This window comes from uncultured Maricaulis sp., assembly GCF_963975345.1.
Lineage (GTDB): Bacteria > Pseudomonadota > Alphaproteobacteria > Caulobacterales > Maricaulaceae > Maricaulis.
This window is the reverse complement of sequence record NZ_CAXBGE010000001.1, coordinates 66,716-93,605: the sequence shown is the minus strand read 5'-3', so window position 1 is coordinate 93,605 and position 26,890 is coordinate 66,716. Positions and strand designations below refer to the sequence as shown.

Annotated in this window: 19 protein-coding genes; 8 read left to right on the top strand and 11 right to left on the bottom strand. The window is 60.6% G+C overall.

The window, feature by feature from the left end:
- Nucleotides 1-13 precede the first annotated feature (13 nt).
- Together AAC029_RS00380 and AAC029_RS00375 are read right to left on the bottom strand one after the other, a co-directional pair.
- Complete coding sequence (locus AAC029_RS00380; RefSeq protein WP_339742634.1) at nucleotides 14-1,990, bottom strand: prolyl oligopeptidase family serine peptidase; 1,977 nt, start codon at nucleotides 1,988-1,990, stop codon at nucleotides 14-16.
- 108 nt (nucleotides 1,991-2,098) lie between these two features.
- Nucleotides 2,099-3,115 (bottom strand): 2'-deoxycytidine 5'-triphosphate deaminase, encoded by a 1,017-nt coding sequence (locus AAC029_RS00375; protein ID WP_339742632.1) that lies wholly within the window; start codon nucleotides 3,113-3,115, stop codon nucleotides 2,099-2,101.
- Nucleotides 3,116-3,283: 168 nt separating this feature from the next.
- Between AAC029_RS00375 and apaG the strand changes: the two genes are divergently transcribed.
- Together apaG and AAC029_RS00365 are read left to right on the top strand one after the other, a co-directional pair.
- Nucleotides 3,284-3,676, top strand: a complete 393-nt coding sequence (gene apaG / locus AAC029_RS00370) for a Co2+/Mg2+ efflux protein ApaG (RefSeq protein ID WP_339742630.1) — start codon at nucleotides 3,284-3,286, stop codon at nucleotides 3,674-3,676.
- Nucleotides 3,677-3,724: 48 nt separating this feature from the next.
- Nucleotides 3,725-5,173, top strand: a complete 1,449-nt coding sequence (locus AAC029_RS00365; RefSeq protein ID WP_339743275.1) for a TrkH family potassium uptake protein — start codon at nucleotides 3,725-3,727, stop codon at nucleotides 5,171-5,173.
- A 10-nt stretch (nucleotides 5,174-5,183) separates the two neighbouring features.
- On the opposite strand, the gene AAC029_RS00360 is transcribed toward AAC029_RS00365, so the two are convergent.
- From AAC029_RS00360 to AAC029_RS00350, 3 genes are all read right to left on the bottom strand, one after another.
- The gene (locus AAC029_RS00360) at nucleotides 5,184-6,116 is read right to left on the bottom strand and encodes an Hsp33 family molecular chaperone (protein ID WP_339742628.1); all 933 of its coding nucleotides are present in this window, start codon (nucleotides 6,114-6,116) and stop codon (nucleotides 5,184-5,186) included.
- 9 nt (nucleotides 6,117-6,125) lie between these two features.
- Entirely contained in the window at nucleotides 6,126-7,301 is a 1,176-nt protein-coding gene (locus AAC029_RS00355) for an aspartate aminotransferase family protein (RefSeq protein ID WP_339742626.1), read from the bottom strand.
- Nucleotides 7,302-7,365: 64 nt separating this feature from the next.
- On the bottom strand, nucleotides 7,366-8,178 hold the full coding sequence (locus AAC029_RS00350) for an ABC transporter permease (RefSeq protein WP_339742624.1): 813 nt from the start codon (nucleotides 8,176-8,178) through the stop codon (nucleotides 7,366-7,368).
- Between the two features lie 203 nt (nucleotides 8,179-8,381).
- Between AAC029_RS00350 and AAC029_RS00345 the strand changes: the two genes are divergently transcribed.
- Nucleotides 8,382-8,906 (top strand): GcrA family cell cycle regulator, encoded by a 525-nt coding sequence (locus AAC029_RS00345; protein ID WP_339742621.1) that lies wholly within the window; start codon nucleotides 8,382-8,384, stop codon nucleotides 8,904-8,906.
- Between the two features lie 99 nt (nucleotides 8,907-9,005).
- Here the strand turns inward: AAC029_RS00345 and phoB are convergent, their stop codons facing one another.
- From phoB to AAC029_RS00315, 6 genes are all read right to left on the bottom strand, one after another.
- Nucleotides 9,006-9,698 carry a phosphate regulon transcriptional regulator PhoB gene (phoB, locus tag AAC029_RS00340; RefSeq protein WP_339742618.1) on the bottom strand — a complete coding sequence of 231 codons (693 nt, stop codon included), beginning with the start codon at nucleotides 9,696-9,698 and terminating at the stop codon, nucleotides 9,006-9,008.
- 23 nt (nucleotides 9,699-9,721) lie between these two features.
- The gene (phoU, locus tag AAC029_RS00335; RefSeq protein ID WP_339742616.1) at nucleotides 9,722-10,411 is read right to left on the bottom strand and encodes a phosphate signaling complex protein PhoU; all 690 of its coding nucleotides are present in this window, start codon (nucleotides 10,409-10,411) and stop codon (nucleotides 9,722-9,724) included.
- 26 nt (nucleotides 10,412-10,437) lie between these two features.
- Complete coding sequence (gene pstB / locus AAC029_RS00330; protein WP_339742614.1) at nucleotides 10,438-11,250, bottom strand: phosphate ABC transporter ATP-binding protein PstB; 813 nt, start codon at nucleotides 11,248-11,250, stop codon at nucleotides 10,438-10,440.
- Nucleotides 11,251-11,254: 4 nt separating this feature from the next.
- Nucleotides 11,255-12,997, bottom strand: coding sequence for a phosphate ABC transporter permease PstA (gene pstA, locus AAC029_RS00325; protein WP_339742611.1), 1,743 nt, complete (start codon nucleotides 12,995-12,997; stop codon nucleotides 11,255-11,257).
- Nucleotides 12,990-14,690, bottom strand: coding sequence for a phosphate ABC transporter permease subunit PstC (gene pstC, locus AAC029_RS00320; protein ID WP_339742608.1), 1,701 nt, complete (start codon nucleotides 14,688-14,690; stop codon nucleotides 12,990-12,992). Before pstC ends, pstA begins: the two co-directional genes overlap by 8 nt.
- Nucleotides 14,691-14,842: 152 nt before the next feature.
- Nucleotides 14,843-16,234 (bottom strand): ATP-binding protein, encoded by a 1,392-nt coding sequence (locus AAC029_RS00315; protein ID WP_339742606.1) that lies wholly within the window; start codon nucleotides 16,232-16,234, stop codon nucleotides 14,843-14,845.
- Between the two features lie 275 nt (nucleotides 16,235-16,509).
- Here AAC029_RS00315 and AAC029_RS00310 point away from each other — a divergent pair, with 275 nt between their 5' ends.
- From AAC029_RS00310 to AAC029_RS00290, 5 genes are all read left to right on the top strand, one after another.
- On the top strand, nucleotides 16,510-17,910 hold the full coding sequence (locus AAC029_RS00310; protein ID WP_339742604.1) for an efflux transporter outer membrane subunit: 1,401 nt from the start codon (nucleotides 16,510-16,512) through the stop codon (nucleotides 17,908-17,910).
- Between the two features lie 2 nt (nucleotides 17,911-17,912).
- The gene (locus AAC029_RS00305; protein WP_339742602.1) at nucleotides 17,913-19,172 is read left to right on the top strand and encodes an efflux RND transporter periplasmic adaptor subunit; all 1,260 of its coding nucleotides are present in this window, start codon (nucleotides 17,913-17,915) and stop codon (nucleotides 19,170-19,172) included.
- 26 nt (nucleotides 19,173-19,198) lie between these two features.
- Nucleotides 19,199-22,414, top strand: a complete 3,216-nt coding sequence (locus tag AAC029_RS00300; protein ID WP_339742599.1) for an efflux RND transporter permease subunit — start codon at nucleotides 19,199-19,201, stop codon at nucleotides 22,412-22,414.
- 65 nt (nucleotides 22,415-22,479) lie between these two features.
- Nucleotides 22,480-24,555: a M13 family metallopeptidase gene (locus tag AAC029_RS00295; protein ID WP_339742597.1), complete on the top strand. Its 2,076-nt coding sequence runs from the start codon at nucleotides 22,480-22,482 to the stop codon at nucleotides 24,553-24,555.
- 170 nt (nucleotides 24,556-24,725) lie between these two features.
- On the top strand, nucleotides 24,726-26,813 hold the full coding sequence (locus AAC029_RS00290; RefSeq protein WP_339742594.1) for a M13 family metallopeptidase: 2,088 nt from the start codon (nucleotides 24,726-24,728) through the stop codon (nucleotides 26,811-26,813).
- The last annotated feature ends 77 nt before the right edge of the window (nucleotides 26,814-26,890 follow it).

The following is a 26,890-nucleotide window of genomic DNA, read 5'->3' as shown; positions in this document are numbered from 1 at the left end:
CAGTCCTGAACGGCTACGGCGCCGGATCCGGCGGATTGTGCTCCAACAGGAAGCGTTCCAGATTGGTGTAGAGCTCGCGCTGATTATCGACCGTCATCCTATAGGACTGGTGGGGTCCGTCCTGGATCGCCACCATCTCATAGGGTTTACCGGCGGCATCCATCGCCCGCGCCATATATTCGGCCTGGGTGAAAGGCACGATCAGATCATCTGTGCCGTGGATGATCATCATCGGTGCCGTGATATTATTCACCTGCTGCGCTGGTGAAATCGCCGCGATATGGGCAGGGTCCCGGCGCCAATCGCCAATATTTCGAGCCCAATAGGCCTGGGAACCACCGCCGAGCCGACCGCGTTCATAATCCATCATGGTCAGAATGTCGGACACGCCGGCCCCTGCGATGACACAGCGATACAGGTCAGGTGTCAGTGTCGCGCCGGCATAAGCCGCATAGCCGCCATAGCTCCAGCCGAAAATGCAGACCCGGCCAGGATCAACAATGCCCTGATCGACCAGAACCTGCATGCCGTCCCAAAGGTCGGTCTGCATCGCCTCGCCCCAGTGCTCATAGCCAAGCTCGGCAAACTCGACGCCAAACCCGCCGGAACCGCGAAACTCCGGCTGGAAAACGGCATAGCCACGGGCAGCCAGGAATTGGGCCCACGGGTCAACGCCATAAAAATCACGTGCCTCAGGGCCGCCATGCGGCAGCAGCACGGCGGGCAGGTCCCGCGCGTTCCGGCCCGGTGGCAGGGTCAGATAGCCAAATAACTGGAGACCGTCCTGGGCTGTATAATGGATGATTTCCACCGGTGCCATGGCATCATCGGGAATGCGCGGCCGAGAGGGCGCCAACAGCGAGACATCACCGGAAACACGATCAAGCAGGTAATAGGCGCCCGAGGTGTGTCCACCGGAAATATTGACCACAACCTTTCGGAACGCGGCATCCCAGCTGACGATGTGAACGTTCGAGTCCGGAAAGAAGCCGACCAATTGGTCGTAGAGTTCCTGGAATTCCGGGTCGAAATATTCGACATGCCGGCGCTCCTCATCCCATGACACACCAATGACGGCGTGCGTGCGCCAATCGGTCATGAAATTGTCGACGTCCGAGATATCCGAAGACACCAGCGGTCCCTCGATTGTTTCTTCCTGGAAGTCATAGCGGAAAACGGCACGGCGGCGGCCCGGTGTCTCGGTGCCATGCTCGCCCATGGTTTCCGACGAGAAATAGCCGTAGCGCCCGGTCGCATCAAGCCCATCAATCCCCTCGATGACCCCGACCCAGTCGCGCGTGGTGCGGCTTGCAAACTGGAATTCGCGCTTCAGTTCAAACCGTTCGGTGTGAACGCGATGCCAGCTTCCGGTGCCATATTTGGTCCAGAGCTCGAATGTGTCGCCCCAACCGCCCTTGTAACGAACGAAGGGTTCGCCTTCGGCGTTGAGGACATAATTATAGCCCTCGTCAGAGGGAAAAACCCGCCGGGACCGCTCGCGGTCGAGAGCCTGACGTTGGAAAACGACCCCACCGCTGGAATAGGGCACGGTGACGAGAACATTGTCCTCGTCGTCCATATCGATATCGACAATGCGCGTGTTGAGCGGCAATTCGACGACATTCTGGTCTGCCACGCGAATGATGTAGGGCCGACCGACATCAACCCGTTCACCAAGCGAGGCAATCCGCCGTCTCTGGCTGTAGGAAACCAGAATGTGCTCATTGCTGAGCCAAGAGGTGCCAACCACAATCTGGTCGTCACCGCCATCAATCACGATTGGGGCACCGCCCACAAGAGACGCCACGATGATGTTGCGATCCGAACGCCGCTCACCGGCAATGAACACGATCCGCTCACCATTCGGCGAAATGCTGACCGATGTCATGTTCGCAAGCGCCGCATAATCATCGACGCTCGGCACGGGTTGCGCCTGTGCCGGTGCCATGAGCGCGAACGCCAAGCCCACTAGAATTGCCAAATTTCGCATGATTGACCCCTTCCCCAATTGCGACTGTGACCTGCGGGTCACCTCCCGGTAAAGTCAACTACCAGCGCACCGGGATCAAGCCCTGCGGGCATCATCCCTGCAATCATTTCAATCGGAGAAGAATTTCGACAGCTTGAGCCCTTGCGCCTGGTAGTTTGACGCCACAGCGCCATAGGCACGCACCGGCGGTCCAAACATCGGCTCATACACCAAGCGTGCGATCGCCTGGCCGTGATCCAGAATGAAAGGCACATCATAGCCGCGGACCTCCAGAACCGCCCGACTACCCGAGCCACCGGTCTCGGCAATCCCGAAACCGGGGTCAAAAAACCCGGCATAATGGGCGCGGAATTCACCGATTTCCGGCGCAATCGGTGCCATTTCGGCGGCTTCGTTGAGCCCGATCGAGACCGCTTCGCGTGAGGCGAGAATGTAGAACTCGCCCGGATCGAGCACCAAGCGCTTGTCCGGCGCCGTCATCGGCTCCCAGAAGCGGGCACTGGGATGGCCACCAAGCTTCGACAGGTCAACCAAGCCGGCATGGCGGCGGGCCCGATAACCGACAATCCCGTCACCAAACCCGGCCAGATCGACGCTCACCGTTACTTCGCGCAAGCGAGTGTGGGCACCGCGGCGAAACCGGATCTGGCTCAACCGGTCGCCCTCGCGCGCCAAAATGGAAAAGGTACGCGGGCAAATTTCCGCGTAGAGCGGCCCCTCATAACCGACAGGGGCCTGGTCGAAAGCAATGCCGTGGTCAGTGATGACGCGGGTGAAGACATCGATCCGCCCGGTTGAGCTTTTCGGATTCATCGCCGCGGTGAGGCCCGCTGGCAGTTTGAGACTTTCCTGCAGCGGTGCGAGATAAACACATCCGGTTTCCAGCACGGCACCGCCGCGCAGATCGACCGTGTGCATCACCAAATCGTCGGCGAGGCGCTCGGCGACCGTCATCGCCTTGCCAGGCAGAAAACTGGCGCGCAGACGGAAAGCTTTGCTGCCGAGCCGCAAATCGATGCTGGCCGGCTGGATCTGTGCCGCGTCGGGCGGTATGTCCGCCGCGATCACACCCTGGTCGAACAGGGCTTTAAGCTGATGGTCTGGAAGAATACCGGAAGCGGACATGACGGGATCAGGATAGCTGCGAAAGGGGCTCAGATGTCCGACATCCACCGCCGCCTGTCCAGCCATGCTGACCGTAGGGGGTTGAGCGATGTCGCGGGCGGGCGGATGATGGGCCTGAGTTGAACCCGGTCGCGAAGCGATCCGGCGGCAATGGACGGATATGACACCATGTATGAACACGAAACCGATGGTGTGAAAATCTGTGTCAGCCCGGACTATCTTGAAGACGAGTCCGAGCCCGATGAAGGCCGTTATGTCTGGGCCTATACCGTCGAGATTGAAAACACATCGGCTCAACCGGTACAGCTGATCTCGCGCCAATGGGTGATTACCGATTCAATGGGCCGTAGCGAACATGTGCAGGGCCCCGGCGTCGTCGGCGAGCAACCGGTGATTCGCCCTGGCGAACGCTTTCGCTACACCAGCGGTGCACCCCTCTCGACGCCGTCCGGCTTCATGAGCGGCAGTTATGAAATGCGCCGCGAAGGCGGCGACAGCTTTGCCGCCATCATTCCCGATTTTCCGCTGGACCGGCCCTATGACCGCCTCAGCCTCCACTAACACCCCGCTCGTCACGCGCCCCTCACTGCGGAGTGCGTTGCATTGAATATGTCCTTGCGGCCCGTCGTCTTCATGATCGGCATGATGGTCACGGTATTGTCGGCCGGCATGCTGGTGCCGGGGATTGTCGATCTGATCGCCGAGGAAACCGAAAGCGCCCGCGCCTTTTTCCTGTCCTCGGTTCTGGGCCTGTTTTTCGGCGGCTCGATCTCGCTGGCCAATCGCGGGCCGGTCGACTTCATCACGCCGCGCGGCGTTTTCCTGTTGATGGTCGGCGCCTGGATTGCGCTGTCGATCACGGCAGCCCTTCCGCTACGGCTCGCCGGCGAGGGCATGAACTGGACCGATGCCCTGTTCGAAGCCGTCTCGGGCCTGACGACAACCGGCGCGACCGTGCTGACCGGGCTGGATTTCCGGCCGCCCGGCTTTCTGCTCTGGCGCGCCATCCTGCAATGGCTCGGCGGGATCGGCATCATCGTCACCGCGATGGCCTTCTGGCCGATGCTTGGAGTGGGCGGGATGCAGCTCTTCCTGCTCGAAACCGGCGACAAGACCGACAAGGTCCTGCCCAAGGCAACCCAGATTGCCGCCAATATCTCAGCCGTCTACGCGCTGCTGACGCTGATCTGCGCGGTGGCCTATTTGATCTCTGGCATGAATTTGCTCGACGCCACGGCCCATGCAATGGCGACACTTTCAACCGGCGGCTTCTCGACCTCGGATCAGTCGATGGGCAAATTCATGCACACCGGCGCCGACATGATCACCCTGGTCTTCATGATCGCCGCCGCCCTGCCCTTCACGCTGCTGGTGATGGCCTTGCGCGGCAAGCCGCAAGTGATCCTGAAGGACGCCCAGGCGCGCGGCTTCCTGTTTGTCGTGCTGCTGTCCACAGCCATCCTGACCGGCGTGCTGGTTGCGACCGGGGTCCATGGCGATGAGGCCGCCTGGCGGATGGCAAGTTTCAACGCCGTCTCGATCATCACCGGCACCGGCTATGCGACCACCGATTACGGCAGTTGGGGCGCGGCGGCGGAAGCGACCTTCTTCGTCTTCATGTTCATCGGCGGCTGCGCCGGATCGACCAGTTGCAGCATCAAGATCTTCCGCTACCAGATTGCCGGAACCGCAATCCGCCGCTATCTCGCGCACTTGCTGCGACCCAACGCGATTTTCCCGATGCGCTATAATGGCCGGCCGGTCGCCGACAGTGCGCTGCACTCGGTGCTCGGCTTTTTCTTTGTCTTCTTCGCCGTCTACGCGATCAGCGCCGCCCTGCTTTCGGCGATCGGGCTTGATCTGACAACGGCGCTCTCCGGTGCAGCCACATCACTGGCCAATGTCGGGCCCGGTCTGGGCGACATTATCGGCCCGGCGGGGACATTCCAGACCCTGCCTGACACCGCCAAATGGATCCTCACCGGCAATATGCTGATCGGCCGGCTGGAAGTGCTCGCCGTGCTGGTGGTGATCATGCCGCGCTTCTGGCGGTCCTGATCCGACGGGGTCAGCGCTCGACTGCCGCCACTTCATCGGGCAGGAAATTCCAGTCGCGATTGCAGTATTCGCAGGTCATGACGATCTTGCCGTCGCGGGTCATGTGTTCCTGATCGTCAGCGGGAAAGCTGGCGACGATCCGCAACAGGCGTTCGCGTTCACACGAACAGCGCCGCTGCAGCACTTCGGGATCAAGCAGACGCACGCCATCTTCATGGAAGAGACGATAGAGCAGCCCGCCCGCTGAGAGCAGAGGATCGAGCAATTCGTCATCGCTGATGGTTTCGAACAGGGCGCGGACATGGTCCCAATCATCCTTGGCCGAGCCACGGCTTTCATCGCCGGCGACCGCCTGCAACAGCGCCCCACCGCCGCGCCACTGCTTGCCACCCTCTTGCGTCCACACTTCGCCAACCGCCATGCGCAGCCGCGTCGGTGTCTGTTCGGACTGGGTGAAGTAATGCTCGGCGATCACGGCCAAGCTGCCGCCCTCGAGCGGCACGACGCCCTGATACTGGTCCATCTCGGGGCCCTGATCGATCGTCATCGCGAAATACCCCTCGCCGAGCAGGGTCTTGATCGTCGGTGTGTCCTTGTCGGCAGCCGCAAGGGCTGCCAGCACGGCATCGCGATCCATCTTGGCGAAACCGCGTACGCCTTCGCCCGTGGTGTATTCAGCGACGATGAAGGAGACCGGGCCGGTGCCATTGGCCTGAATGATCAGACGCCCATCGAATTTGAGCGCCGGGCCCACCAGGCCAGCCAGCACAACGGCCTCGCCCAACAGGCGCGCGACCGGCTCGGGGAAATCATGGGCCGACAGGATCTGGTCAAGCGTGCCGGCGGAGCGGAGGACACGCCCCCGCACCGCACGGCCTTCAACCTGGAAGCCCGCGATAAAATCACCCGGCTCGCCGGGTATTGCGGGCGTGATATCGGTCATGAAGTTCGCCTAAAGTGCGCCCAGTGCCTCGTCGAGGATCGCAATGGCCTCGCTGGCATCCTCACGGGTGATGACCAGTGGCGGCGCCATCCGGGCGACATTGTCGCCGGCAGCGCCGATCAGCAGATGGCGATCACGCGCCAGCACAAGAAGCTTTTTGGGATCGAAGCCTGGCTTCAGCTTGATACCGAGCAACAGGCCCTTGCCGCGTACTTCCTCGATCTTGTCGGGATGACGGTCGGCGAGACCATGCAATTGCTGCTGCATGAAATTCGCCATCTCGACGACATGCTCGAGGAAGCCGTCCGAGGTCAGCTCGTCAAACACGACATTGCCGACGGCCATGGCCAGAGGCCCACCGCCATAGGTGGAGCCGTGCGTACCGACGACCATGCCCTGGGCAGCCGCTTCGGTCGCCAGGCAAGCGCCCATCGGGAAGCCGCCGCCAAGGCCCTTGGCCGAGGCCATGATATCGGGATCGGCGCCCTCAACCCATTGGTGAGCGAACAGCTTGCCGGTACGGCCCGCGCCACACTGGACTTCATCATAAATCAGCATCAGGCCGTTTTCATCGCAGATCTGACGCAGGCCGCGCAGGAAGGCGTCATCGCCCGCGCGCACACCGCCCTCGCCCTGGACCGGCTCGACACAGATCGCAGCGGTTTCTTCGGAAAGGACGGCGCGCACAGCATCAAGATTGCCGAATTCGACATGGTCGAACCCTTCCATCGCCGGGCCGAAGCCTTCGAGGTATTTCGGATTACCGCCGGCATTGATGGCGCCATAGGTGCGGCCATGAAAGGCACCGGTGAAGGTGATGATGCGATAGCGCTGCGGATTGCCGGTGACGAACTGATAGCGCCGCGCCGTTTTCAGCGCGCACTCGACGGCTTCCGTGCCGGAATTGGTGAAGAAGACGCGGTCCGCAAAGGTCGCGCCGGTCAATTTGTCGGCCAGTTCGACCCCGGCCGGAACGCGGAACATGTTGGACAAATGCCATAATTTTCCGGCCTGTTCGGTCAGCGCAGCGACCGCTTTGGGGTGCGCATGACCGAGGCAGTTCACAGCGATACCGGCGATGAAATCGAGATAACTGTCACCGGCTTCGGTGTACAGCCGAACGCCTTTGCCGTGGTCGAAAACGAGTTCTGGCGGAGCGTAGGTATCCATCATAGGCGCAGGCATCGGGTCTCTCCGGATTGTGTGAACGCGCCGCGTATCAGCGCAATGACGGTCTAGGCCGGTCTGTTCAGCTCTTCAAGCGCCAGCCTGCACGCAGCAGCACGTAGCAGACAATCGCCAGCGCCAGATTGATGGCACCGACCAGCAGGACACCGACCGTCAAGGAACCGTCGGCGACGCCGGTGAAGCCGTAGCGAAACCCGTCAATCATGTAGAAAAACGGGTTGAACTGGCTGATCAAACGGATGGATTCCGGCAGGCGGTTGATCGAGTAAAAAGTGCCAGACAGGAAGGTGAGCGGCGTGATGACAAATGTCGTGACCGCCGCCATGTGATCGAATTTCTCCGCCCACAGCCCACCGAGAATGCCGATCATCCCCAGCATCGCTGCAGCACCGACGCCGAAATAGGCCACCGCCCAATAGTGCACCGGGATGACATCGACGAAGGGCACAAGCGTCAGCGCCGTGACCAGTGCGACCAGCAAACCGCGCGTCACGGCCCCGCCAATGAAGGCAATCTCCAGCTCAAGCGCAGACAGGGGCGGCATCAGGAAATCGACGGCATTGCCCTGCACTTTGCTCACCAGGATGGAGGAGGAGGTGTTGGCGAAAGCATTATTCAGCAGCCCCATCATGATCAGGCCCGGTGCGAGGAATTCGACGAAGGAAATGCCGTGAATTGCAGCACGGCCTGACCCCAGCGCGACGGCGAAAACTGTCATATACAGCAAGGTCGTCGCAACCGGCGCCAACACGGTTTGCGTTGTGACTTTAAGAAAGCGGCGGACTTCCTTTTTATACAGCGTCCACAGGCCGAGCCCGTTAATCGCACCGAATGTGCGCGGACTGGCGACGGGTCTGGAAGCAGCAGGACTCATAACGGATTACCCTTAAGGTTTCAGTAACCATCAACGTTAACGATTTGGCTTGCAAGTGAGCTTTCCACAGGATTGGTGCGAGCCTGATCTTGTGGTTTTTGTCTCGTTGGCTACAATATATAGTGTAATTAATCATGAATTGAGGTGTGCGCTGTTTACCATCATCAAGGTGGCTAGTGCATCCCAACCGGGAGAGAGTTGCGATGGCCTGGACTGACGAACGTGTCGAAGAACTCAAGAAACTTTGGTCGGAAGGCCTGAGTGCGAGTCAGATTGCCAAACAGCTGGGCGGTGTCACCCGTAACGCTGTGATTGGCAAGGTCCACCGGCTGGGTTTATCGGGGCGTGCGACACCGTCTCGGCCGGCCCGCCGACCAGCAAAGCCCTCGCGGCCACGCACTACGGCCACCTTGACCGAACCGGCCCGCGCCGCTCGTCCCGCCCCTTCGGCACCGGCGACGATCCCATCGGCCCCCGTGGAGCCAGCTGTTCTGCCATCCGGCGAATTTGCCACAGTCCTCACCTTGAAGGACAGCATGTGCAAATGGCCAATCGGCGACCCGGCTCAAGCCAGCTTCCGCTTCTGCGGCCGCAAGACCGGCGCCAGCAATGCTTACTGCGATGCTCACGCCAATATGGCCTATCAGCCCAGCCAGAAACGCCGCCGCAGCGGCGAAGCGACGGCCGCACTGAACTCCATCACCGCAACACGACGTTATAATTTCTGATCGGATCGCATTTTTTCAGATCCCGTCATGCAGCGGCCGCCCCTCGGGGCGGCCGTTCTGTTTTGCAGGCTTGTTTGGCGAGCGCGACCGGTTCGGCGATCAGTCGCCGTTGATCTCGAACGCATAGCCGGCAGAGCGAACGGTCCGGATCGGATCGACCTCCCCGGGCTTGTTCAACGCCTTGCGCAAACGGCCGACATGGACATCGACGGTTCGCGCCTCGACATAGACATCCGAGCCCCAGACCGCATCGAGCAATTGCTCGCGCGAGAAGACCCGTCTTGGGTGTTGCATCAAATAGTCCAGCATGCGGAATTCGGTCGGACCGAGATGAATCTCGCGTTGCCCTCTTCTGACCCGGTGCGCGACCCGATCGATTGCGATATCGCCGCCGGTCGTGACATCCTCCGCCAGACCCGGACGGATCCGGCGTAGCACCGCGCGAATCCGGGCAAATAATTCGGTCATCGAGAAGGGTTTGACGATGTAATCATCGGCACCAATATCGAGTCCGCGGACCCGGTCGGATTCCTCACCGCGCGCCGTCAGCATTATGATCGGAATATTGCTGGTCTCCTGGCGCCCTCGCAGGCGGCGGCATACCTCAATTCCCGACACTTTCGGCAGCATCCAGTCCACCAGAACGAGATCGGGCGTGGCCTCAGCGGCAAGCATCAGCGCTTCCTCGCCATCGCGGGCGATGGTGACCTGATAGCCTTCCCGGTCCAGATTATACTGAAGCAGGGTGGCCAATGCGTCCTCGTCTTCCACGACAAGTATTTGAGGCTGCATGATCGACTCTCCTGATCAGCTCATCAAGCCGGTGGATGGTCAGTGGATTCAAGCGCTTCGCCCGTGACGATATAGTGCAAGGCCTCCGCGATATTGGTCGCATGATCACCAACGCGTTCGAGGTTTTTGGCGACAAACAGGATGTGCGCGCCCGGCCCGACCAAGCTGGGGTCTTTGGACATGGCCAGCAACATTTCGCGGATCAGACCGTTATAGTGGTCATCGACCTCATCATCATTGCGCCAAACACGAACCGCCGGCTCAATGTCGAAGGATGACAGGGCATCAAGCACTTCGTGCAATTGCTTGCCGACGATCACGCCGAGCCGCTCAACACTGTGCATCAGTTCCAAGGGTGCGAAACCGACCAGCTTCTTGGACCGGTAAGCGATATTCTTGGCGAGATCGCCAACCCGTTCCAGATCGCTGGCGATCTTGAGGGAGGAAATTGTCATCCGCAAATCCGTCGCGAGCGGCTGGCGCAGGGCGAAGAGCCGGATCACCCGCTTCTCGATATCGACCTGCATCGCATTGACCTGAACCTCGCGCTTGCGAACCTCCGGGATCACCGATGCATCGCGCCGTACAACAGCGGCAACCGCCGCCTCGAGCTGCATCTCCACAAGACCGCCCATGCGCGCAAGTTCGTCGGCGAGCTTGTCCAGCTCCTCACCATAGGCCGTCACGATATGTGTATGCTTGGATAGCGCCATTTGGCCCTCCTGGGACAATCGCCTCGTTAGCCGAAGCGTCCGGTGATGTAGTCCTGAGTTCGCGATTCGAGGGGATTGGTGAAAATCTCCTCGGTCGGGCCCACTTCAATCAGCGAGCCCATGTGGAAAAATGCGGTCATTTGTGACACCCGCGCCGCCTGTTGCATCGAGTGGGTCACGATGATGATGCAATAGTTTTCGCGCAACTCATCGATCAATTCCTCGATCTTCGCGGTCGCGATCGGGTCGAGCGCCGAACAGGGCTCATCCATCAAAATGACTTCCGGACTCACCGCAATCGCGCGGGCGATCACCAGCCGCTGTTGCTGGCCGCCAGAAAGCCCCGTGCCGGGATCCTGCAGGCGGTCCGAGACCTCGGCCCAGAGCCCGGCCTTGCGCAGACTGTGCTCTACAACGTCGTCAAGTTCGGATCGGCTGGAGGCCAGCCCGTGGATGCGGGGGCCGTAAGCAACATTGTCATAGATCGATTTCGGAAACGGATTGGGCTTCTGGAACACCATGCCGACGCTGGCACGCAACACCACCGGATCGACCGCGCGGTCGTTGATCTCGGCACCATCGATCTTGAGAGAACCGGTAACGCGCGCGCCCTCGATCGTATCATTCATCCGGTTCATGCAGCGCAGAAAGGTCGACTTGCCGCAACCCGACGGTCCGATGAAAGCAGTCACGCTGTGATCTGGGATGTCGAGCGAGACATTGAACAAGGCCTGCTTCTCGCCGTAGGACACGCTGACATCGCGCACCTCCACCTTGACCGGCGAGGAGCCAAGCGAATTCTTGTGATAGACGGTTGGTTGGATTTCGGTGTCAAACATGACGCTACCACCTTCGTTCGAAGCGGCGGCGCAGATAGATCGCAACAGCATTGAAGCTGATCATCAGCGCCAGAAGAATGAGAATGGCCGCAGCAGTGCGCGCTTCGAAAGCGCGCTCCGCGCCATCTGACCACAGGAAAATTTGAACAGGCATCACGGTCGCGGGCTCGGTGAAACCGGCCAGGCCGAGGCTCGGCGCATCGGCGATGAAGGCGACCATGCCGATCATCAACAAGGGCGCCGTTTCACCCAGCGCTTGGGCAAGGCCAATGATCGAGCCGGTGAGAATGCCCGGCGCCGCCAAGGGCAGGACATGGTGAAACACCGATTGCGTCTTGGAGGCGCCAATCCCGAGCGCCGCCTGACGAATTGACGGTGGCACCGCTTTGAGGGCGGCCCGGGTCGCGATGATCACCGTTGGCAAAGTCATCAAGGAGAGCACCAACCCACCGACCAGTGGCGCGGATCGCGGCAGACCGAAGGCATTGATGAACACCGCCAGACCCAGCAGGCCGAACACGATTGACGGGACGGCGGCCAGATTATTGATGTTGACCTCAATCAGATCGGTGAAGCGGTTCTTCGGCGCATATTCCTCAAGATAAACTGCGGTGAAAACCCCGATGGGAACCGACAGGAACATGGTGATAATCATGGTGAGGATCGAGCCATACAAAGCGCCCTTCACCCCGGCCAGTTCCGGCTCGCGCGAGTCGGCATTGGTGAACAGATAGGTATTGAAGCCGGCTTTGATCACGCCGCGTGCGACCAGCGAACGTGTCCAGACAATCAGCTGATCAGACACCCGGCGGCTCGCCTCCGGCGTATCGATCACATAGAGCGTCCAAGCGCTTGCGTCGGCAACCTCACCATTGCCCAACAGGGCGACACCGCGAGCCGTGCTGCCATCCACCGCCAATTCGTTGATCCTGAAAGCCTGCCCATCCGCTTCAACAATAATGCTCGGCATTTCTGTCGTGATCGGCAGAAACCCGTTTGCCGCCAACGCGGCCTGCCGCAATCGCTCGGCGGCGGCGGCGTGGCGGTCGCCTTCGGCTTGCAGTCGCGCCGCATCCTCGATCGGCGCCTGTTCGACCGCCTCGCCCACCTGCTGAGACCGCAATTCCAATATCCGCGCCTCAGCGCCCATCGATTGTCCGATCTCGCGCGCCAGCGCCGCGAAATCGCCCGTGCTCGAGCGCAGGACAACGCCCTCGCCCTCCGGCGCGACGGATAGAAGTCCGCCGACCGGCAGGGTGCGGTCCTCGACGAGCCGGCCTTTGAGATACAGGTCGAGATCGTCGGCCAAGGGCATTGTGAAGACGTAATTCGTACCGATCAGCCCGGGGTCTTGCAGCACCGCATCCATCAAACGGGTTGCGTTCAGCGGGGTGTAAAGTCGGAACAGCGTGCGCACATCACCGCGTGACGTGACGCCAGGAAACTCTTCGCGCAAGGCGTTCTGGAGAACACGGTTATAGGAGCCGCGACGCAGTGAAGCTTCCGATCCATCGCCTTCCGGATCGACCAGCTCACGATCTAGCGAGACAGGCAGTACGAGCTCATGGGCCGTGAAGGCCGGCAGGCCCTCGCTGGCGATCGATCCGATCAGAATGAACAGGATCGCGACCGCAAGACCGATTGCCGTCAGTCCGGCAGACCGGAAGCGCAGCTCGGCGCGGTAACGCTTGGCCAATCGCTTTTCGACGCGCTCACGTACGGGGAAGGCAGGGCTCGTATCAGTCATATTTTTCCCGATACTTCTGGACCACGCGCAGCGCGACGATATTCATGATCAAAGTCATCACAAACAGCACCAGGCCAAGCGCGAAGGCCGACAGGGTTTTGGGACTGTCGAATTCCTGGTCGCCCGTCAGGAGCATCACGATCTGCACGGTGATCGTCGTAACAGACTCCAGCGGGTTCGCCGTCAGATTGGCACCCTGTCCGGCCGCCATGACCACGATCATCGTCTCGCCGACAGCACGGCTGACCGCCAGCAAAATCGCACCGACAATGCCCGGCAGGGCCGCCGGCATCACGATTTGCGTGATCGTCTCGGAGCGGGTGGCCCCCATCGCAAACGAGCCGTCGCGCAGCGATTGCGGTACAGCATTGATGACGTCATCGCTAAGCGAGGAAATGAAGGGGATAATCATCACCCCCATCACGAGACCTGCCGAAAGCGCGCTTTGAGTCACGACACTTTCAAAGCCCAGGGCGCTAAACAGGACGCGGATCGCCGGGCCAACCGCCAGCAAGGCGAAAAATCCATACACAACGGTCGGGATTCCCGCGAGTATTTCGAGCACGGGTTTGGCGATTTGGCGAAAATTCGGGCCGGCATATTCCGACAGATAAATCGCGGAAAACAGACCGATCGGCACGGCCACCACCATGGCAATAACCGTGATCATCGCGGTGCCCGCAAACAGGGGCACAGCCCCGAAGGCACCGGACTGGCCGACCTGGTCGGCGCGGATCGCCATCTGGGGGCTCCACTGCAGACCAAACAGGAAATCGAGCACGGGCACCGATGCAAAGAAGCGAAGGCTCTCGAACAAGAGCGACAGAACGATGCCAACCGTGGTGAGAATGGCGATCACTGATGAGACAAACAATGCCGCCGTCACCAACCGTTCGACATTATTGCGGGCCCTGAACTGGCCGGAAACCTGGGCGCGGGTCACGGCAAAGCCAACCACAGCAACCAGCAAGGCCATTATTGCCGCACCGTATTTCAGCCAAACGCTGTAATGCGTGATGGCCTGGGCCGCAGCGCGCAATTGCGGCGATTGCCGGCTGGCCAACTCGCCGCGAGCAATCCGCCGGCTGTCCGACAGAAATAACTGCCGCCGTTCGCGTGGCGCTTGCTCGAGTTCATAGCCAGCCAGAGCCCGGTCACTGGCGCCATTGGCCACTGCGCCGGATTCGACTTCGTCGACAACAGCCTGCCGCCGAAGTCGCGCCGCATCCTCCGCCGCGGTCGACAGATTCAAAGCTTCAATCTGTTCGGCCTGTAGTTGATTGAGACGGTCGGGATCTCGCTGGTCACCGCGGGCATTGCGCAGATCCAGGATATCCTGGTTCAAACCCTCGACGCGAACCCTCAACCCGGTGGCAGCTTGGGTGAGTTCGGTAAAGTCGGCGTCACCGGCGAGCTGATCGTCCAGCACCGCATTGATCGATACGGCGTCGGCTTGCAGGCTGCCGATGGCGAGACGTTCGACCAGTTGGCCGCCAAAAATCGCATAAATCGCCAACAGCAGAAGCGCCGGAACGCCAGTCCAGATCGCAACAAAATAGCCGTGATAATTCGGCAGCGAGTGCAATCCGGCCGTGGCACCTTTCACCGACGCGATCGCACGAGACCGGCCGACATAGAAGCCACCAGCGACCATGACGAGGAGTGCGAAGGAAACGATGGCGATAATCGACATGCAGAGCTCAAGCCTTCGGTCGTTCGGCGCAATGCCGCAGATAGCAGGAGGTCATCAGCAAGTCACCGGATGCCCAGCGAGACTTTATGACAGGTAGACAACAGTTTTATGACAGCCGAACGAGCCGGTATTTCGTTGGCGATGATCGGCCGTCATGGCCTGTCTGCTTCCACGCCCGCCTTGGTCACGGTCGGGAAAAAGACAGAAAATACAGAGCCGCCGCCCGGAACACTTTCAACGGTCAAGCCGCCGCGATGACGATTGACGATGTGTTTGACGATCGCCAGTCCAAGCCCGGTGCCCTCGCTGGCTCCGCTCTTCTGGCCGCTAACCCGATAAAAACGTTCTGACAATCGCAGCAAATCGCGACGTTTGATTCCAGGTCCTGAATCGCGAACCCGCACCGCAATATAGCGCTCGCCCGGCCCCGATTTCGGCGCCGCCAACGTCAACCGGCCGGCATCATCGCCCAGTATCGGAGCTGGCCGCTCGACCTGATCACGGCTCTGCGCGGGCTCAATCCGAACCAGCACACCGGAATCAACCGGCGCGTATTTGATCGCGTTTTCGATCAGATTCTGGAGAACCTCCATCAACTGGTCCCGATCGCCGACCACGCGCGCTGGCTCTGGCGCTTCGAGGCTCAGAACGATCTTTTTGTCGGCGGTCTGGGGCCCCAAGAGAGCGATGACTTCACCAGCAAGCACCGTCAGATCGACGTCGCCGATGGGCGGAACATGCTCATCCATCTCGATGCGCGACAGGGACAGTAAGTCATTGATCAAGCGGCTCATCCGCTCGGTCTGGTCGAACATGATCGCCAGAAACCGCTCCCGCGCCTCCGGATCATCCTTGGCGTGCCCGCGCAGGGTCTCGATAAACCCGGCCAGCGAGGTGAGGGGCGTCCGCAATTCATGGCTCGCATTCGCCAGAAAATCGGCCCGCATGCGATCCGCCCGCTTGATCGAGGTTTCGTCGGCGAGGACCAGCATCGCGCGCCAGTGGGGAACTGAATCACCCGTGGGCTGTATCGGTGCAATGATGGCGCGGACATGGCTTTCAACCGGCGCCAGCGTGGCATATTCCACCGGCTGCACCTTCTCGCCCTGCAAGGCGGCGCCGACGGCCTCAATCACACGCGGTTGCCGGAGCACCGACGATAAATGCCCCTCCAATGCACCGAGGCCAAGAAATTCGCGCGCGGCCGGATTGGCCATCTCGATCCGGCCGCCCGGCCCGATCAACATCACCGGGATCGGCAGATGCTGCAGCATGACATCCGCTGACGCGGCGACAGCATCCGTCGGGTGAGCAACACGGACTGCAGACGGCATGGAGGATGCGTTCAACGTCGTGCTGACCGTCAGATAGTAGAAGGTCGACAAGCCGGCGAACGTGGTGATCGCCACGAAGGTCTCGACGAAGCCGAGTTCGCCGAACAGCCAAAACAGAACGAGCACCAGGGAGCCCATTGTCGCGACGATGGCTGTGTCGCGGCGGCGAATTCGGATTGATGGCTGGCTGTCCACGTCGACCTTTCTCAAGTTTCATTCGCCTTGTGCATCGCGACTAGGCATATAACACCGCCCGATCCGGAGCGGATATGGGCACTCTACACACTGATATCGCACATTCCGGGGCTGCGACGAAGCCGATCCCAAAATGACGTTTATTGGCTGTATTTTACATCTCGAAAATCGAGAGGGTTTTCATGTCATTCGCTAATGTTTTAGTGTTTTTCGATAAAAATCTGTTGACATTCGCTATGGGCTCCCTAGTTTGGCGGAAATCAGGAAATCACCACACGCAGGAACATCGCATGCAGAAAAGCCTACTGATCGTCGCGACGGCCCTGACAGTGGCCTCTTGCGCCAACATTCCGGCTTTTCAGCCTGATACCCTCCTGCCACCAACGCCGGAAGCATGGTCGGCAATCGCCGATGGTGCCGGCGAGATTGAAACCCAAGACTGGATTCAATCGCTGGGCGCGCCGCAACTGGCAGCCCTCGTCGATGAGGCGCTGATCGCCAATCCAGGCATGGCGCAGTCTCTCGCTCGATATGATGCCGCCCGCGCCGGTGCGCGGATTGCTGGCGCCGGCCGCTTGCCAACACTGAACCTTGGATCGGAAGTTTCGCGGACCGAACCCTATCGGGGCGCCGGTTCCGACAGCTTCTCACTTGGGCTATCTTCCTCTTGGGAAGTCGATTTGTGGGGCCGGGTTCGCAATGGTGCCGATGCCGGTTCGCTCGATGCCGAAGCGGCAGCCGACGATTTGCGCGGTGCCAGACTTTCAGTCGCTGGCTTCGTAGCCAAAGGTTGGCTGGCGCTGATCGAGGCGCGCCAACAAGGCGAGCTTGCAGCCCGCGATGTCCAGCGTAGCCAGAACGCACTCGACCTGACCGACAGGCGTTTCACGCGCGGTCTGGCACGCAGCTCAGATGTTCGCACGGCACGTAGTGCCTTGGCCTCGTCGCAGGCCGCCCTCGCCTCACGGCAGAGAGCCGAAGCCGTCGCGGCGCGCAGCCTTGAAACATTGTTGGGACGCTATCCGTCCGGACAGATTTCACGGGACGGCGACTTCCCGCAAATTGACACCCTCGCCAGCGTCGGTTCACCCGCTGATTTGCTGAGCCGTCGGCCTGATGTCCGGGCCGCCGAACGCCGACTGGTCGCCGCCGGATTGCGCGCCGATGCCGCCGGAAAGGCCCTGTTCCCGAGACTGTCCCTCAGCGGCAGCACTGGCAGCGGCGGCGTCGATGTCGCTGACATGTTCGATCTCGACACCCTGGTATCCAATCTGACGGCGTCGATTGCCGCCCCGATTTTCGCCGGCGGGAGCCTGCGGGCCCAACGCGACCAGGCCGAGGCAAATGCCCGGCTACAGGCCGCTGCCTATGTCTCCACTGTGCTGAATGCCTGGCAGGAGGCCGAGAATGCGATTTATGCCGACGCCATCCTCGCCCGGCGCGTCGACAGCCTGCAGCGGGCCTTTAACGAAGCCGCCGAGGCAGAGTCGCTGGTGATCCGCCAGTATGCGAGCGGCGTCGCTACAATTTTCGATCTTTTGAATGCCCAAAGCCGGCGTATCAGCGCCGAGAGCCAATATGTTTCGGCTCGTCGTGATCGCGCGACGAACCGTGTCGATCTTTACCTCGCCATCGCCGGCGACTTCTCCGCGGCCCCTTCCGCAGACCCGGCCGCGCAGACAGGAGAATAATCATGGGACGTTTCATCATTTTCGGCATCGCCGGCATCGTTGTGGTTCTCGCAGTGGTCGCCCTCATCGCCACGAAGCCAGAGCCCCAGCGTGCGAACGCAACGCCGCAGCCGATTGCTGTCTTCGTTGATGAAGCGCGGCAGGAGACCGTGGCTCTGGTGGTTCACTCCCAAGGCCAGGCCCGGCCGCGCACCCAGATCAATCTGGTGCCGCAGGTTTCCGGCCGTATCACCTACGTCAATCCGAACTTCATCGAAGGTGGGTTTTTTGAAGCTGGTGAAACACTGATCCAGATCGAAGCCGCCGACTACCACCTCGCCGTAACCCGCGCGGAAGCCCTCGTGGCGCAAGCGCAGCAGGGATTGGTTCGCGAACAGGCCGAAGCCGAGCTGGCCGAAAGCGAATGGGCAGATCTGGGTGACGGTCCCGCTTCGGCACTGACGCTGCGCGAGCCCCAGCTCGCCGAGGCCCGGGCACAACTCGCCAGCGCCCAAGCCAGCCTGCAGTCGGCCCGGCTTGATCTCGGACGCACACGTGTGTCCGCCCCGTTTGACGGCCGCGTGCGGGTCAAGAGCGCCGATGTCGGCCAATTCGTGACCATTGGCACGCAGCTCGGCGAAGTCTTCTCGACGGATGCCATCCTGGTGCGCTTGCCACTGACCGATAATGATCTCGGCCTGCTGGGTATTCCAATTGCCTTCGAAGCAACCAACCAGGCGGACCGGATTCCCGTGACACTGACGGCCGTGCTGGCCGGCGAAGCGCGGACCTGGACCGGCTACATCACCCGCACCGAGGGCGCGATCGATCCACAAACCCGCGTCCTCTACGCCACCGCCCAAGTGGATGACCCCTATGGTGCTGCAGCGAGCGGCGGCGCTCCCCTGGCTGTCGGCCTCTTCGTTGATGCCGAAATCGAGGGACGCAGCGTTGATGGTGCGGTGGTTTTACCGCGTTCTGCCCTTCGCGGCGAAAACAGCGTCTATGTCGTCAACGAAGGCGGCACGCTGGATATCCGCACCGTGAATGTTGTGACTTCGACCGCCGACCGGCTGGTCGTCTCCTCCGGGGTTGTGGACGGAGAAATGGTTGTGGTCTCACCGATCCGCGGGGCCAATACCGGCATGCGTTTGCGCTCACTCGACACGACCGGCGAGGTCATTTCGGCCTATTCGGCAGTCATCGAGTCCGAGAGTGATGACGACCAACCCGAAACTGATGCCAATGGCAGCGACGGTGAAACCGTTGCGAGCGCCGGCTAGTTCGACGATCCGACCAGGAGACGGCCATGACCGACCCGAACACGACACAAGACGACGCACCGCGCGGCATTATTGGCTGGTGGGCCCGCAATTCCGTCGCGGCCAACCTGCTCATGGTCGTCGCCCTGATTGGTGGCATTTTCGGCTATTCCGAGCTGAACCGTGAAGTCTACCCGACCATTCCGGTCAATGGCGCCTCGATCTCGGTCGCCTGGCCGGGGGCCTCGCCGCGGGAGATTGAAGAACAGATCATCGTGCGCATTGAGGAGGCCTTGGCCGACCTCGAAGGCGTCGACACGATCACGTCAACGGCGCGCGAGGGCAGTGGCAATGTCAATGTCGAAGGCTTGCCCTCGGTCGATATCGGCGAGTTCATCGACAACATCAAACTCAAGGTCGACTCCGTCAGCAACCTGCCGCAATCCTCCTACCGGCCAGTGGTGCAGCCCTGGATTAATCAGGATCAGGTGATCGGGTTTGCCGTCCACGGATTCGTTGATCGCCGCGATCTGCAGCAGATTGCCCGTGAAATTCGGGACGAAGTGGCTCAACTGCCCGGCTCCTCCCTGGTCAATGTCTGGGCGACCCTCAATGAAGAAGTCTCGGTCGAGCTGTCTGAGGACAATCTGCAGCGCTATAATCTCAGCTTCGACGAAGTCGTACGCGCCATCCGCTCCAGCTCGCTCAATGCCTCGGCCGGACGCGTGCGGACAGATCAGGGCGAAGTCAGCCTGACCTCACGCCAGCAGGCGAACTCACAGAGCGATTTCGAGGACATCATCGTTCGCCAAACTGCCGCTGGCGGCACTTTGCGGGTGCGCGACGTGGCGCATGTTACCGACGGCTTCGTCGACGCCAATCTGGCTGCGACCTTCGACGGCGAGCCGATGGCGCTGATCGTCGTGCTGACGACGCCAGGCATTGATGTGGTCGATGTTTCGAAGAGCGTGCGTGACTATATTGATCGCAAGCAGCTGGAATTGCCGGACGGCGTCGGGCTGTCGCTGTGGTGGGACAATTCCACCGCTTACAATGCGCGTATGTCGATCATCCTCAACTCGGCGCTTTCGGGCGGACTGCTGGTGCTGATCGTACTTTTTCTCTTCTTGCGCCCGATTGTCGCCTTCTGGGTGACCGGTGGCATTTTCGTCGCCTTCGGTGGCGCCTTCCTGCTGTTGCCCATGCTCGGCGTGACGCTGAACATGCTGTCGCTATTCGCCTTCCTGTTGGTGATCGGCATCGTCGTCGATGACGCGATCGTCGTCGGGGAGAATATTCACGACCGCGTCGAGCGCGGAGAGAACGGGCTGACGGCCTCAATTGTTGGCACGCAAATGGTGCTCAAGCCGGTCATTTTCGCGATCATCACGACGGCGATGATGTTCATGCCCTTCATGCTGTTGTCCGGTCCAATGGTGCAATTCACCAAGCAAATCGCGCTCGTGGTGATTGCGGCCCTAGCCTTCTCGCTGATCGAGTCCCTGCTGATCCTGCCGGCTCACTTGGCCCACATGAAGCCACAAAAGACGACCGGCTTCTTTGGCCCGCTAATCAAGTTCCAGCGCGTCATCGCTGAGTCCATGATCTGGTTTGCTCGCACTATTTATCGTCCGATGATCAAGTTTGCGATCCGCAACCGCTACGCCACGCTGGTCGTATTCTTCGGCATATTCGCCTTCTCGATCGCGCTGATGATGACCAATCGCGTCGGTTCGGTCTTCATGCCGCAGATCGAAAGTGAGACCGTCCAGGTCAATATCCAGCTCGCCGAAGGCACGCCATGGAGCCGCACCGAACTCGTTCGGCAACAGCTTGACGATGCCCAGGACGAGGCGATGCATTACTATCGCGACCTGTTTCCGGGTGAGGGCGACATGATCCTCAGCCGATCGACAATCGCGTCTGATGGCCGCGTCCGGGCCTGGATCACGCTGGCGGAACCGGAAGTCCGGCCTGGCCTGCTTGCCACTTCGGAAGTCGCACTAAAGATCCGCGAATTCCTCGGCCCGATTCCCGATGCTGAGGAAGTCACCCTTGACTCGACCTTCAATGATGGCGGCGACGAAGTTGATTTCGCGATTTCTCACCCGGACCTCGCGGTCCTGCGAGCTGCAGCCGACGATCTGAAAACGCAATTGCGCAGCTATGACACGCTCTACGACGTCGTGGACTCGCTGCAGACCTCGACCGAGGAATTGCAATTCAGCCTGCGTCCCGATGCCCAGTCTCTTGGGCTGACGCTGCAGGACGTGACGCGCCAGGTCCGTCAGGCTTTCTATGGCGAGGAGGCCCAACGCAATCCGCGCGACGGCCAGGATGTCCGGGTCATGGTCCGGCTGGAAGAAGGCGCCCGCCGTTCGCTCGATACGCTGCGCGAGCTGCGCATCCGCACCAGTGATGGACGGGAAGTCCCGCTCTCGGCTGTGGCTGACGTCAATTTTGCCCCCGGCCTCAACCGGATCAATCGTCGCAATGGCATGCGCACCGTTACCGTCAGCGCGCAATTATCTGATCCGGCCGCACGCGGCGATATCTCAACCAGTCTCGATGAGGAATTCTGGGACGGATGGGAAGCGCGCTTCCCCGGCATTAGCCGCGACGAAATTGGCCAGTCCGAAGGTCAGGCCGAGTTCATGAGCGAATTGACCGGCCTGCTCGGAATGGCACTGGTAGCGATGTATATCCTGCTCGCCGTTGCCTTCCGCAGTTATACCCAGCCGATCCTGATCATGATCGCCATCCCGTTCGCACTGACCGGTGCCATTTTCGGCCACTATATGTTCGGAATCCCGATCGCCCTCTTTTCCTATTTCGGAGTTGGCGCGGCGGCAGGGGTCGTCATCAACGACAATCTCGTGCTGATGGATTTCGTCAACCGGCTTCGTGAGGAGGGCGTCGGCGCCTTTCAGGCGCTGGTCGACGCCGGGGTGCAACGCTTCCGTCCGATCCTGCTGACGTCGGTCACGACTTTCCTCGGCATCCTGCCGATGATGTCGGCGCGGTCGACCCAAGCGGAATTCCTCAAGCCCATGGTCGTCGCACTCGGCTTTGCCGTTATCTTCGCCCTGTTTTTGACCTTGCTGCTGATCCCGGCCCTCTACGCCATCGGAGTGGACGTCATTCGTCTGTTCCGCGGCCTGTGGACCGGCAAGAAACAGCCCCGGTTGGGCGAGGATTATGCCGACACCGATTTCGCCCACGGCGAAATGCCCGGTCATCTCGACCATTCGCCAGCCGAGTAGCCAGAACGGACCCCGCGCGATAACCTGCGCGGGGTTCTTTTTTTAAATAGCCAGGGGATTTATCTATGAAAAAGTTATTGTTGAGCAGCGCGATGTGCGTGCTCCTTGCGGCCTGCAACCAGGCTGGTGTGTCCAGCGTCGACACCGAGTTGAGCGCCAATACTGCGACCCAAGCCGCGCCGCAGCTCGGCGATTGGGGTTTCGACCAAGACGGTATGGACTTGGCATATGCGCCGGGCGACGACTTCTTCCGCTTTGCCAATGGCCATTGGCTCGACACAACCGAAATTCCAGCGGATCTGTCCAATTACGGCATGTTCACCGAGCTGGCGCTGGAAGCCGAAGAGGATGTCCAAGAGATCATTCTCGACCTCGCTGCCGATCACCCCGCCCAGGGGACAATCGAGCAAAAAGTCGGCGATCTCTATGGCAGCTGGATGGATACCGAGACCGTTGAGACGCGGGGCCTCACGCCCGCGCAGCCTTACCTCGATGCCATCGCAGCCGCGACCACGCATGAAGATATCCGGGCCTTGTTCGCCGATATCCACCAAAACGCTCCGCTCGGCGTCGGGGTTATCCCGGACCCGGCGGATACCACGCGCTATACGGTCTTTGTCGGCCAGGGCGGGTTGGGCCTGCCGGACCGCGATTATTATGTCGATCTGGAAAACGAGAACTACGCCCGCTACCGCGAAGCCTATGTCGCCTTCATCGCACAGATGCTCGATCTGGCTGGCATTGACGGCGGCACCGACAAGGCGGACGCCATCATGGCGCTCGAAACCCGGCTGGCCGAGGTGCATTGGACGCAGGCACGCTCGCGCAATATCCAGGAAATCTACAATCCAATGCCGCTGGAGCAGCTCAGCGAGCTGGCGCCACAGCTCGACCTGACCACCGCCATGACCACGCTCGGCCTCGACGGCGTTGCGACCTATCTCGTCGCGCAGCCGAGCGCCATCGAGGGCACGGGACGCATCTTCGAGGAAACGCCGGTCAGTGTCTGGCAGGATTATCTGACCTTCCATTTCCTGCAGAACAATGCCGGCAATCTGCCGGCAGCATTCGACCAGGCCGATTTCGACTTCTACGGCCACATCCTCAATGGCACGGACGAACAACGCCCGCGCGACCGGCGTGGCGTCAATATTGTCGGCCAGCAACTCGGTGAAGCCGTCGGCCAAATCTATGTCGAGCGCCATTTCCCGGCCTCGTCGAAAGCGGCGATGGAAGGCCTGGTCGCCAATCTCGTCACCGCGTTGGAAGGCCGGCTCAACGCTTCGGAATGGATGGATGACGAGACGCGTGCCAACGCACTTCGCAAGCTCTCCACCTTCGAGCCGCGTATTGGCTATCCCGACGAATGGCAGGATTATTCCGATCTGCAGATCACCTCTGACGATCTGTTCGGCAATATGATGCGCGTCAATGACTTCGTCTGGAACCAGCAATTGGAAGATCTGGCCGGGCCGGTCGACCGCGGTCAATGGCCCTACCCGCCGCAGACCATCAATGCCTCCTATAATCCGTTGATGAACCAGATCACCTTCCCGGCCGGCATACTTCAGCCGCCCTTCTTTGATCCAAATGCAGATGCTGCCGTCAATTATGGCGCAATCGGTGCGGTGATCGGACACGAAATCGGACATGGCTTCGACGATCAGGGCCGCCGCTTCGATTTTGACGGTTCGATCCGCGATTGGTGGACCCCCGCCACCGACGCACGCTTCGAGGAGCGTGCCGGACGGCTGGAAGCCCAGTATAATGGTTATTCTCCGATCGAAGGCATGTTCGTGAATGGTGAATTCACCATGGGCGAGAATATCGGCGATCTGGGTGGGGTTCAGATGGCCTATACCGCCTACCACCAGTATCTCGACTCCTGCTGCGGCGGTGAAGCGCCGGTGATTGACGGTTATACCGGTGATCAGCGCTTCTTCCTGGCCTGGGCTCAGGTCTGGCGCCGGCTGTATCGTGAGGACAATCTCGTCTCGCGCCTGACAACCGATCCGCACAGCCCGTCACAATACCGGACCAATGGCGTCCTGCGGAATCTGGACGCTTGGTATGCAGCGTTCGATATTCAGGAGGGCGACGCCCTCTACCTGCCGCCTGAAGAGCGCGTCTCGATCTGGTGATCGGGCCAGCCGAGCATTGAAGACTGACAAAACCATGCGGCTCGGGGAAACCCGGGCCGCACCGGTTTAGGGCTGGGGTTTGCGCCAAAAACTAACAGAACCGTCAGTTGCTTCCTGGTGACAGCGGATTATTGTCCAAAGTTAACGTAAATTTCCCGGGGAATTCGAGAATGAGAAAATATCTACTCAGCGGCGCCTGCCTTGCCTTGCTTGCCGCCTGCAATCCGGCGGCCGAAGCGCCGGCGACAGACGCATCGGCAACCGAGACACCAGCGGCTGAGACCCCAACGATGACGGGCGAAGCCTCGCTCGGCAGTTGGGGCATCGAGACACAATATGTCAGCGACAGCGTCAATGCGGGCGATGATTTCTTCACCTACGTCAATCAGGGCTGGCTCGACACCGCTGAAATCCCGACCGGCTTCAGCTCGGCCGGTGCCTTCATCGATCTCTATCTCACCTCCGAACAACGCGTAAATTCGATCATCGAGGACGCCGCAGCGACTGAATCGGCTGCCGGAACGCCCGAGCAGCAGATCGGTGACCTCTATCGCAGCTATATGGATACCGACCGGATCGAAGCGCTCGGTCTGACCCCGATCCAGGACGAACTGGATGCCGTGCTGGCCTCGACAACGCATGAGGACATCGCCCGCTGGTTTGGCCGTCCGGTGCACCAGTCGATGATCGGTCTTTATGTCAGCCAGGATTCCGGCAATCCGCAGCGCTATCTCACCCATGTCTCGCAAGGCGGGCTAGGCCTGCCAAATCGGGATTATTATCTCGATGAGGGTGAGCGTTACGTCGCCTATCGTGCGGCTTATGTCGCCTATATCACCAATATTCTAACCATGTCCGGCGTCGATAACCCCGAAGGTCGCGCCGCCGATGTGATGGCGCTGGAAACGGCGCTTGCGCAGGTTCAATGGCCGGCCGAACTGGCTCGCGAATCCGTGCCGAATTATCACCTGATGACCCTGACCGAGCTCGAGGCCTATGCGCCGGGCTTTGAATGGTCAGCCTTCCTGGAAGAGCTGGGCATTTCCGACATCACCGAAGTGGTCGTCAATACCGACACCGCCGTCCAAGCCTCTGCACAACTGTTCGCAGAAACGCCGGTTGATGTGCTGGCCTCCTATCTGGCCTTCCACTTCGTCGACAATCAGACGGGGCAGCTGCCGGCGCGCTTCGATGATGCGAGCTTCGACTTCTACTCCCGCACCCTGCGTGGGGTCGATGAGCAACGGACCCGTGATTTGCGGGCGATCCAGTTCGTTAATGGCCGCTTCGGCGAGAATATCGGCAAGGTTTATGTCGAGCGCTACTTCCCGCCTGAATACAAGGCGCAGATGGAAGATCTGGTCGGCTATCTGCGCGCCGCTTTCGCGGCCCGTATCGCGACGCTCGAATGGATGGACGACGCCACGCGCGCCGAAGCCCAGGCGAAGCTCGAAAGTTTCCTGCCAAAAATTGGCTATCCCGATGTCTGGCGTGACTATTCCAGCATCGAGGTTGCGCCCGATAATTTGATCGGTAATGCCCGCGCGATCTCCGCTTGGAACTGGGCCGACCAAGTCGCCCAACTGCATGAATCCAAGCGTGACTGGATGTGGTATATGAGCCCACAGACGATCAATGCTTACTATAATCCCGACAGCAATGAGATCGTCTTCCCGGCCGCCATTCTCCAGGCTCCCTTCTTCGATCCCTTTGCCGATCCGGCCGTCAATTTTGCCGCTATCGGCGGTGTCATCGGTCATGAAATGGGCCATGGCTTTGACGATCAGGGCGCTGAACAGGACGGCCAGGGCGTATTGCGAAACTGGTGGACCGATTTCTCGCGTGAGCATTTCCATGAGCGCACCGAGGCCTTGGTTGCCCAGTATGATGAGTTCTCCCCGGTCGAGGGCGAGCACGTCAACGGCCAACTGACCTTGGGCGAGAATATTGGCGATCTCGGTGGCCTTACCATCGCCTATCAGGCCTACCACGCTTATCTCACGGACCATGGCGGCGACGCTCCGGTGCTCGACGGGCTGACCGGTGACCAGCGCTTCTTCATGTCCTGGGCCCAGGTCTGGCGCTCCAAGCAGACCGAGGACAGCCTCGTATCGCGTCTGCGTTCCGATCCGCACAGCCCGGCGCAATACCGGGTCAATGGCGTCGTTCGCAATATCGACGCTTGGTACGACGCGTTCGGCATCACGACGGACAATGAGTTGTACCTGCCGCCCGAAGAGCGGGTTTCGATCTGGTAGTCAGATCGAATGACAAATCAGGCGGTCCGGCCATGCCGGGCCGCCTTTTTTCTGCGTCTGCGATGGAGCGGGCCAGA

Coding starts and splice junctions, on each gene's coding strand:
- AAC029_RS00295 (WP_339742597.1), top strand. CDS start 22,480: ATGAAAAAGTTATTGTTGAGCAGCGCGATGTGCGTGCTCCTTGCGGCC.
- phoB (WP_339742618.1), bottom strand. CDS start 9,698: ATGCAGCCTCAAATACTTGTCGTGGAAGACGAGGACGCATTGGCCACC.
- AAC029_RS00380 (WP_339742634.1), bottom strand. CDS start 1,990: ATGCGAAATTTGGCAATTCTAGTGGGCTTGGCGTTCGCGCTCATGGCA.
- AAC029_RS00355 (WP_339742626.1), bottom strand. CDS start 7,301: ATGCCTGCGCCTATGATGGATACCTACGCTCCGCCAGAACTCGTTTTC.
- AAC029_RS00345 (WP_339742621.1), top strand. CDS start 8,382: ATGGCCTGGACTGACGAACGTGTCGAAGAACTCAAGAAACTTTGGTCG.
- AAC029_RS00310 (WP_339742604.1), top strand. CDS start 16,510: ATGCAGAAAAGCCTACTGATCGTCGCGACGGCCCTGACAGTGGCCTCT.
- pstB (WP_339742614.1), bottom strand. CDS start 11,250: ATGTTTGACACCGAAATCCAACCAACCGTCTATCACAAGAATTCGCTT.
- AAC029_RS00360 (WP_339742628.1), bottom strand. CDS start 6,116: ATGACCGATATCACGCCCGCAATACCCGGCGAGCCGGGTGATTTTATC.
- AAC029_RS00350 (WP_339742624.1), bottom strand. CDS start 8,178: ATGAGTCCTGCTGCTTCCAGACCCGTCGCCAGTCCGCGCACATTCGGT.
- pstC (WP_339742608.1), bottom strand. CDS start 14,690: ATGTCGATTATCGCCATCGTTTCCTTCGCACTCCTCGTCATGGTCGCT.
- AAC029_RS00375 (WP_339742632.1), bottom strand. CDS start 3,115: ATGTCCGCTTCCGGTATTCTTCCAGACCATCAGCTTAAAGCCCTGTTC.
- AAC029_RS00305 (WP_339742602.1), top strand. CDS start 17,913: ATGGGACGTTTCATCATTTTCGGCATCGCCGGCATCGTTGTGGTTCTC.
- pstA (WP_339742611.1), bottom strand. CDS start 12,997: ATGACTGATACGAGCCCTGCCTTCCCCGTACGTGAGCGCGTCGAAAAG.
- AAC029_RS00365 (WP_339743275.1), top strand. CDS start 3,725: ATGTCCTTGCGGCCCGTCGTCTTCATGATCGGCATGATGGTCACGGTA.
- AAC029_RS00300 (WP_339742599.1), top strand. CDS start 19,199: ATGACCGACCCGAACACGACACAAGACGACGCACCGCGCGGCATTATT.
- phoU (WP_339742616.1), bottom strand. CDS start 10,411: ATGGCGCTATCCAAGCATACACATATCGTGACGGCCTATGGTGAGGAG.
- AAC029_RS00290 (WP_339742594.1), top strand. CDS start 24,726: ATGAGAAAATATCTACTCAGCGGCGCCTGCCTTGCCTTGCTTGCCGCC.
- apaG (WP_339742630.1), top strand. CDS start 3,284: ATGTATGAACACGAAACCGATGGTGTGAAAATCTGTGTCAGCCCGGAC.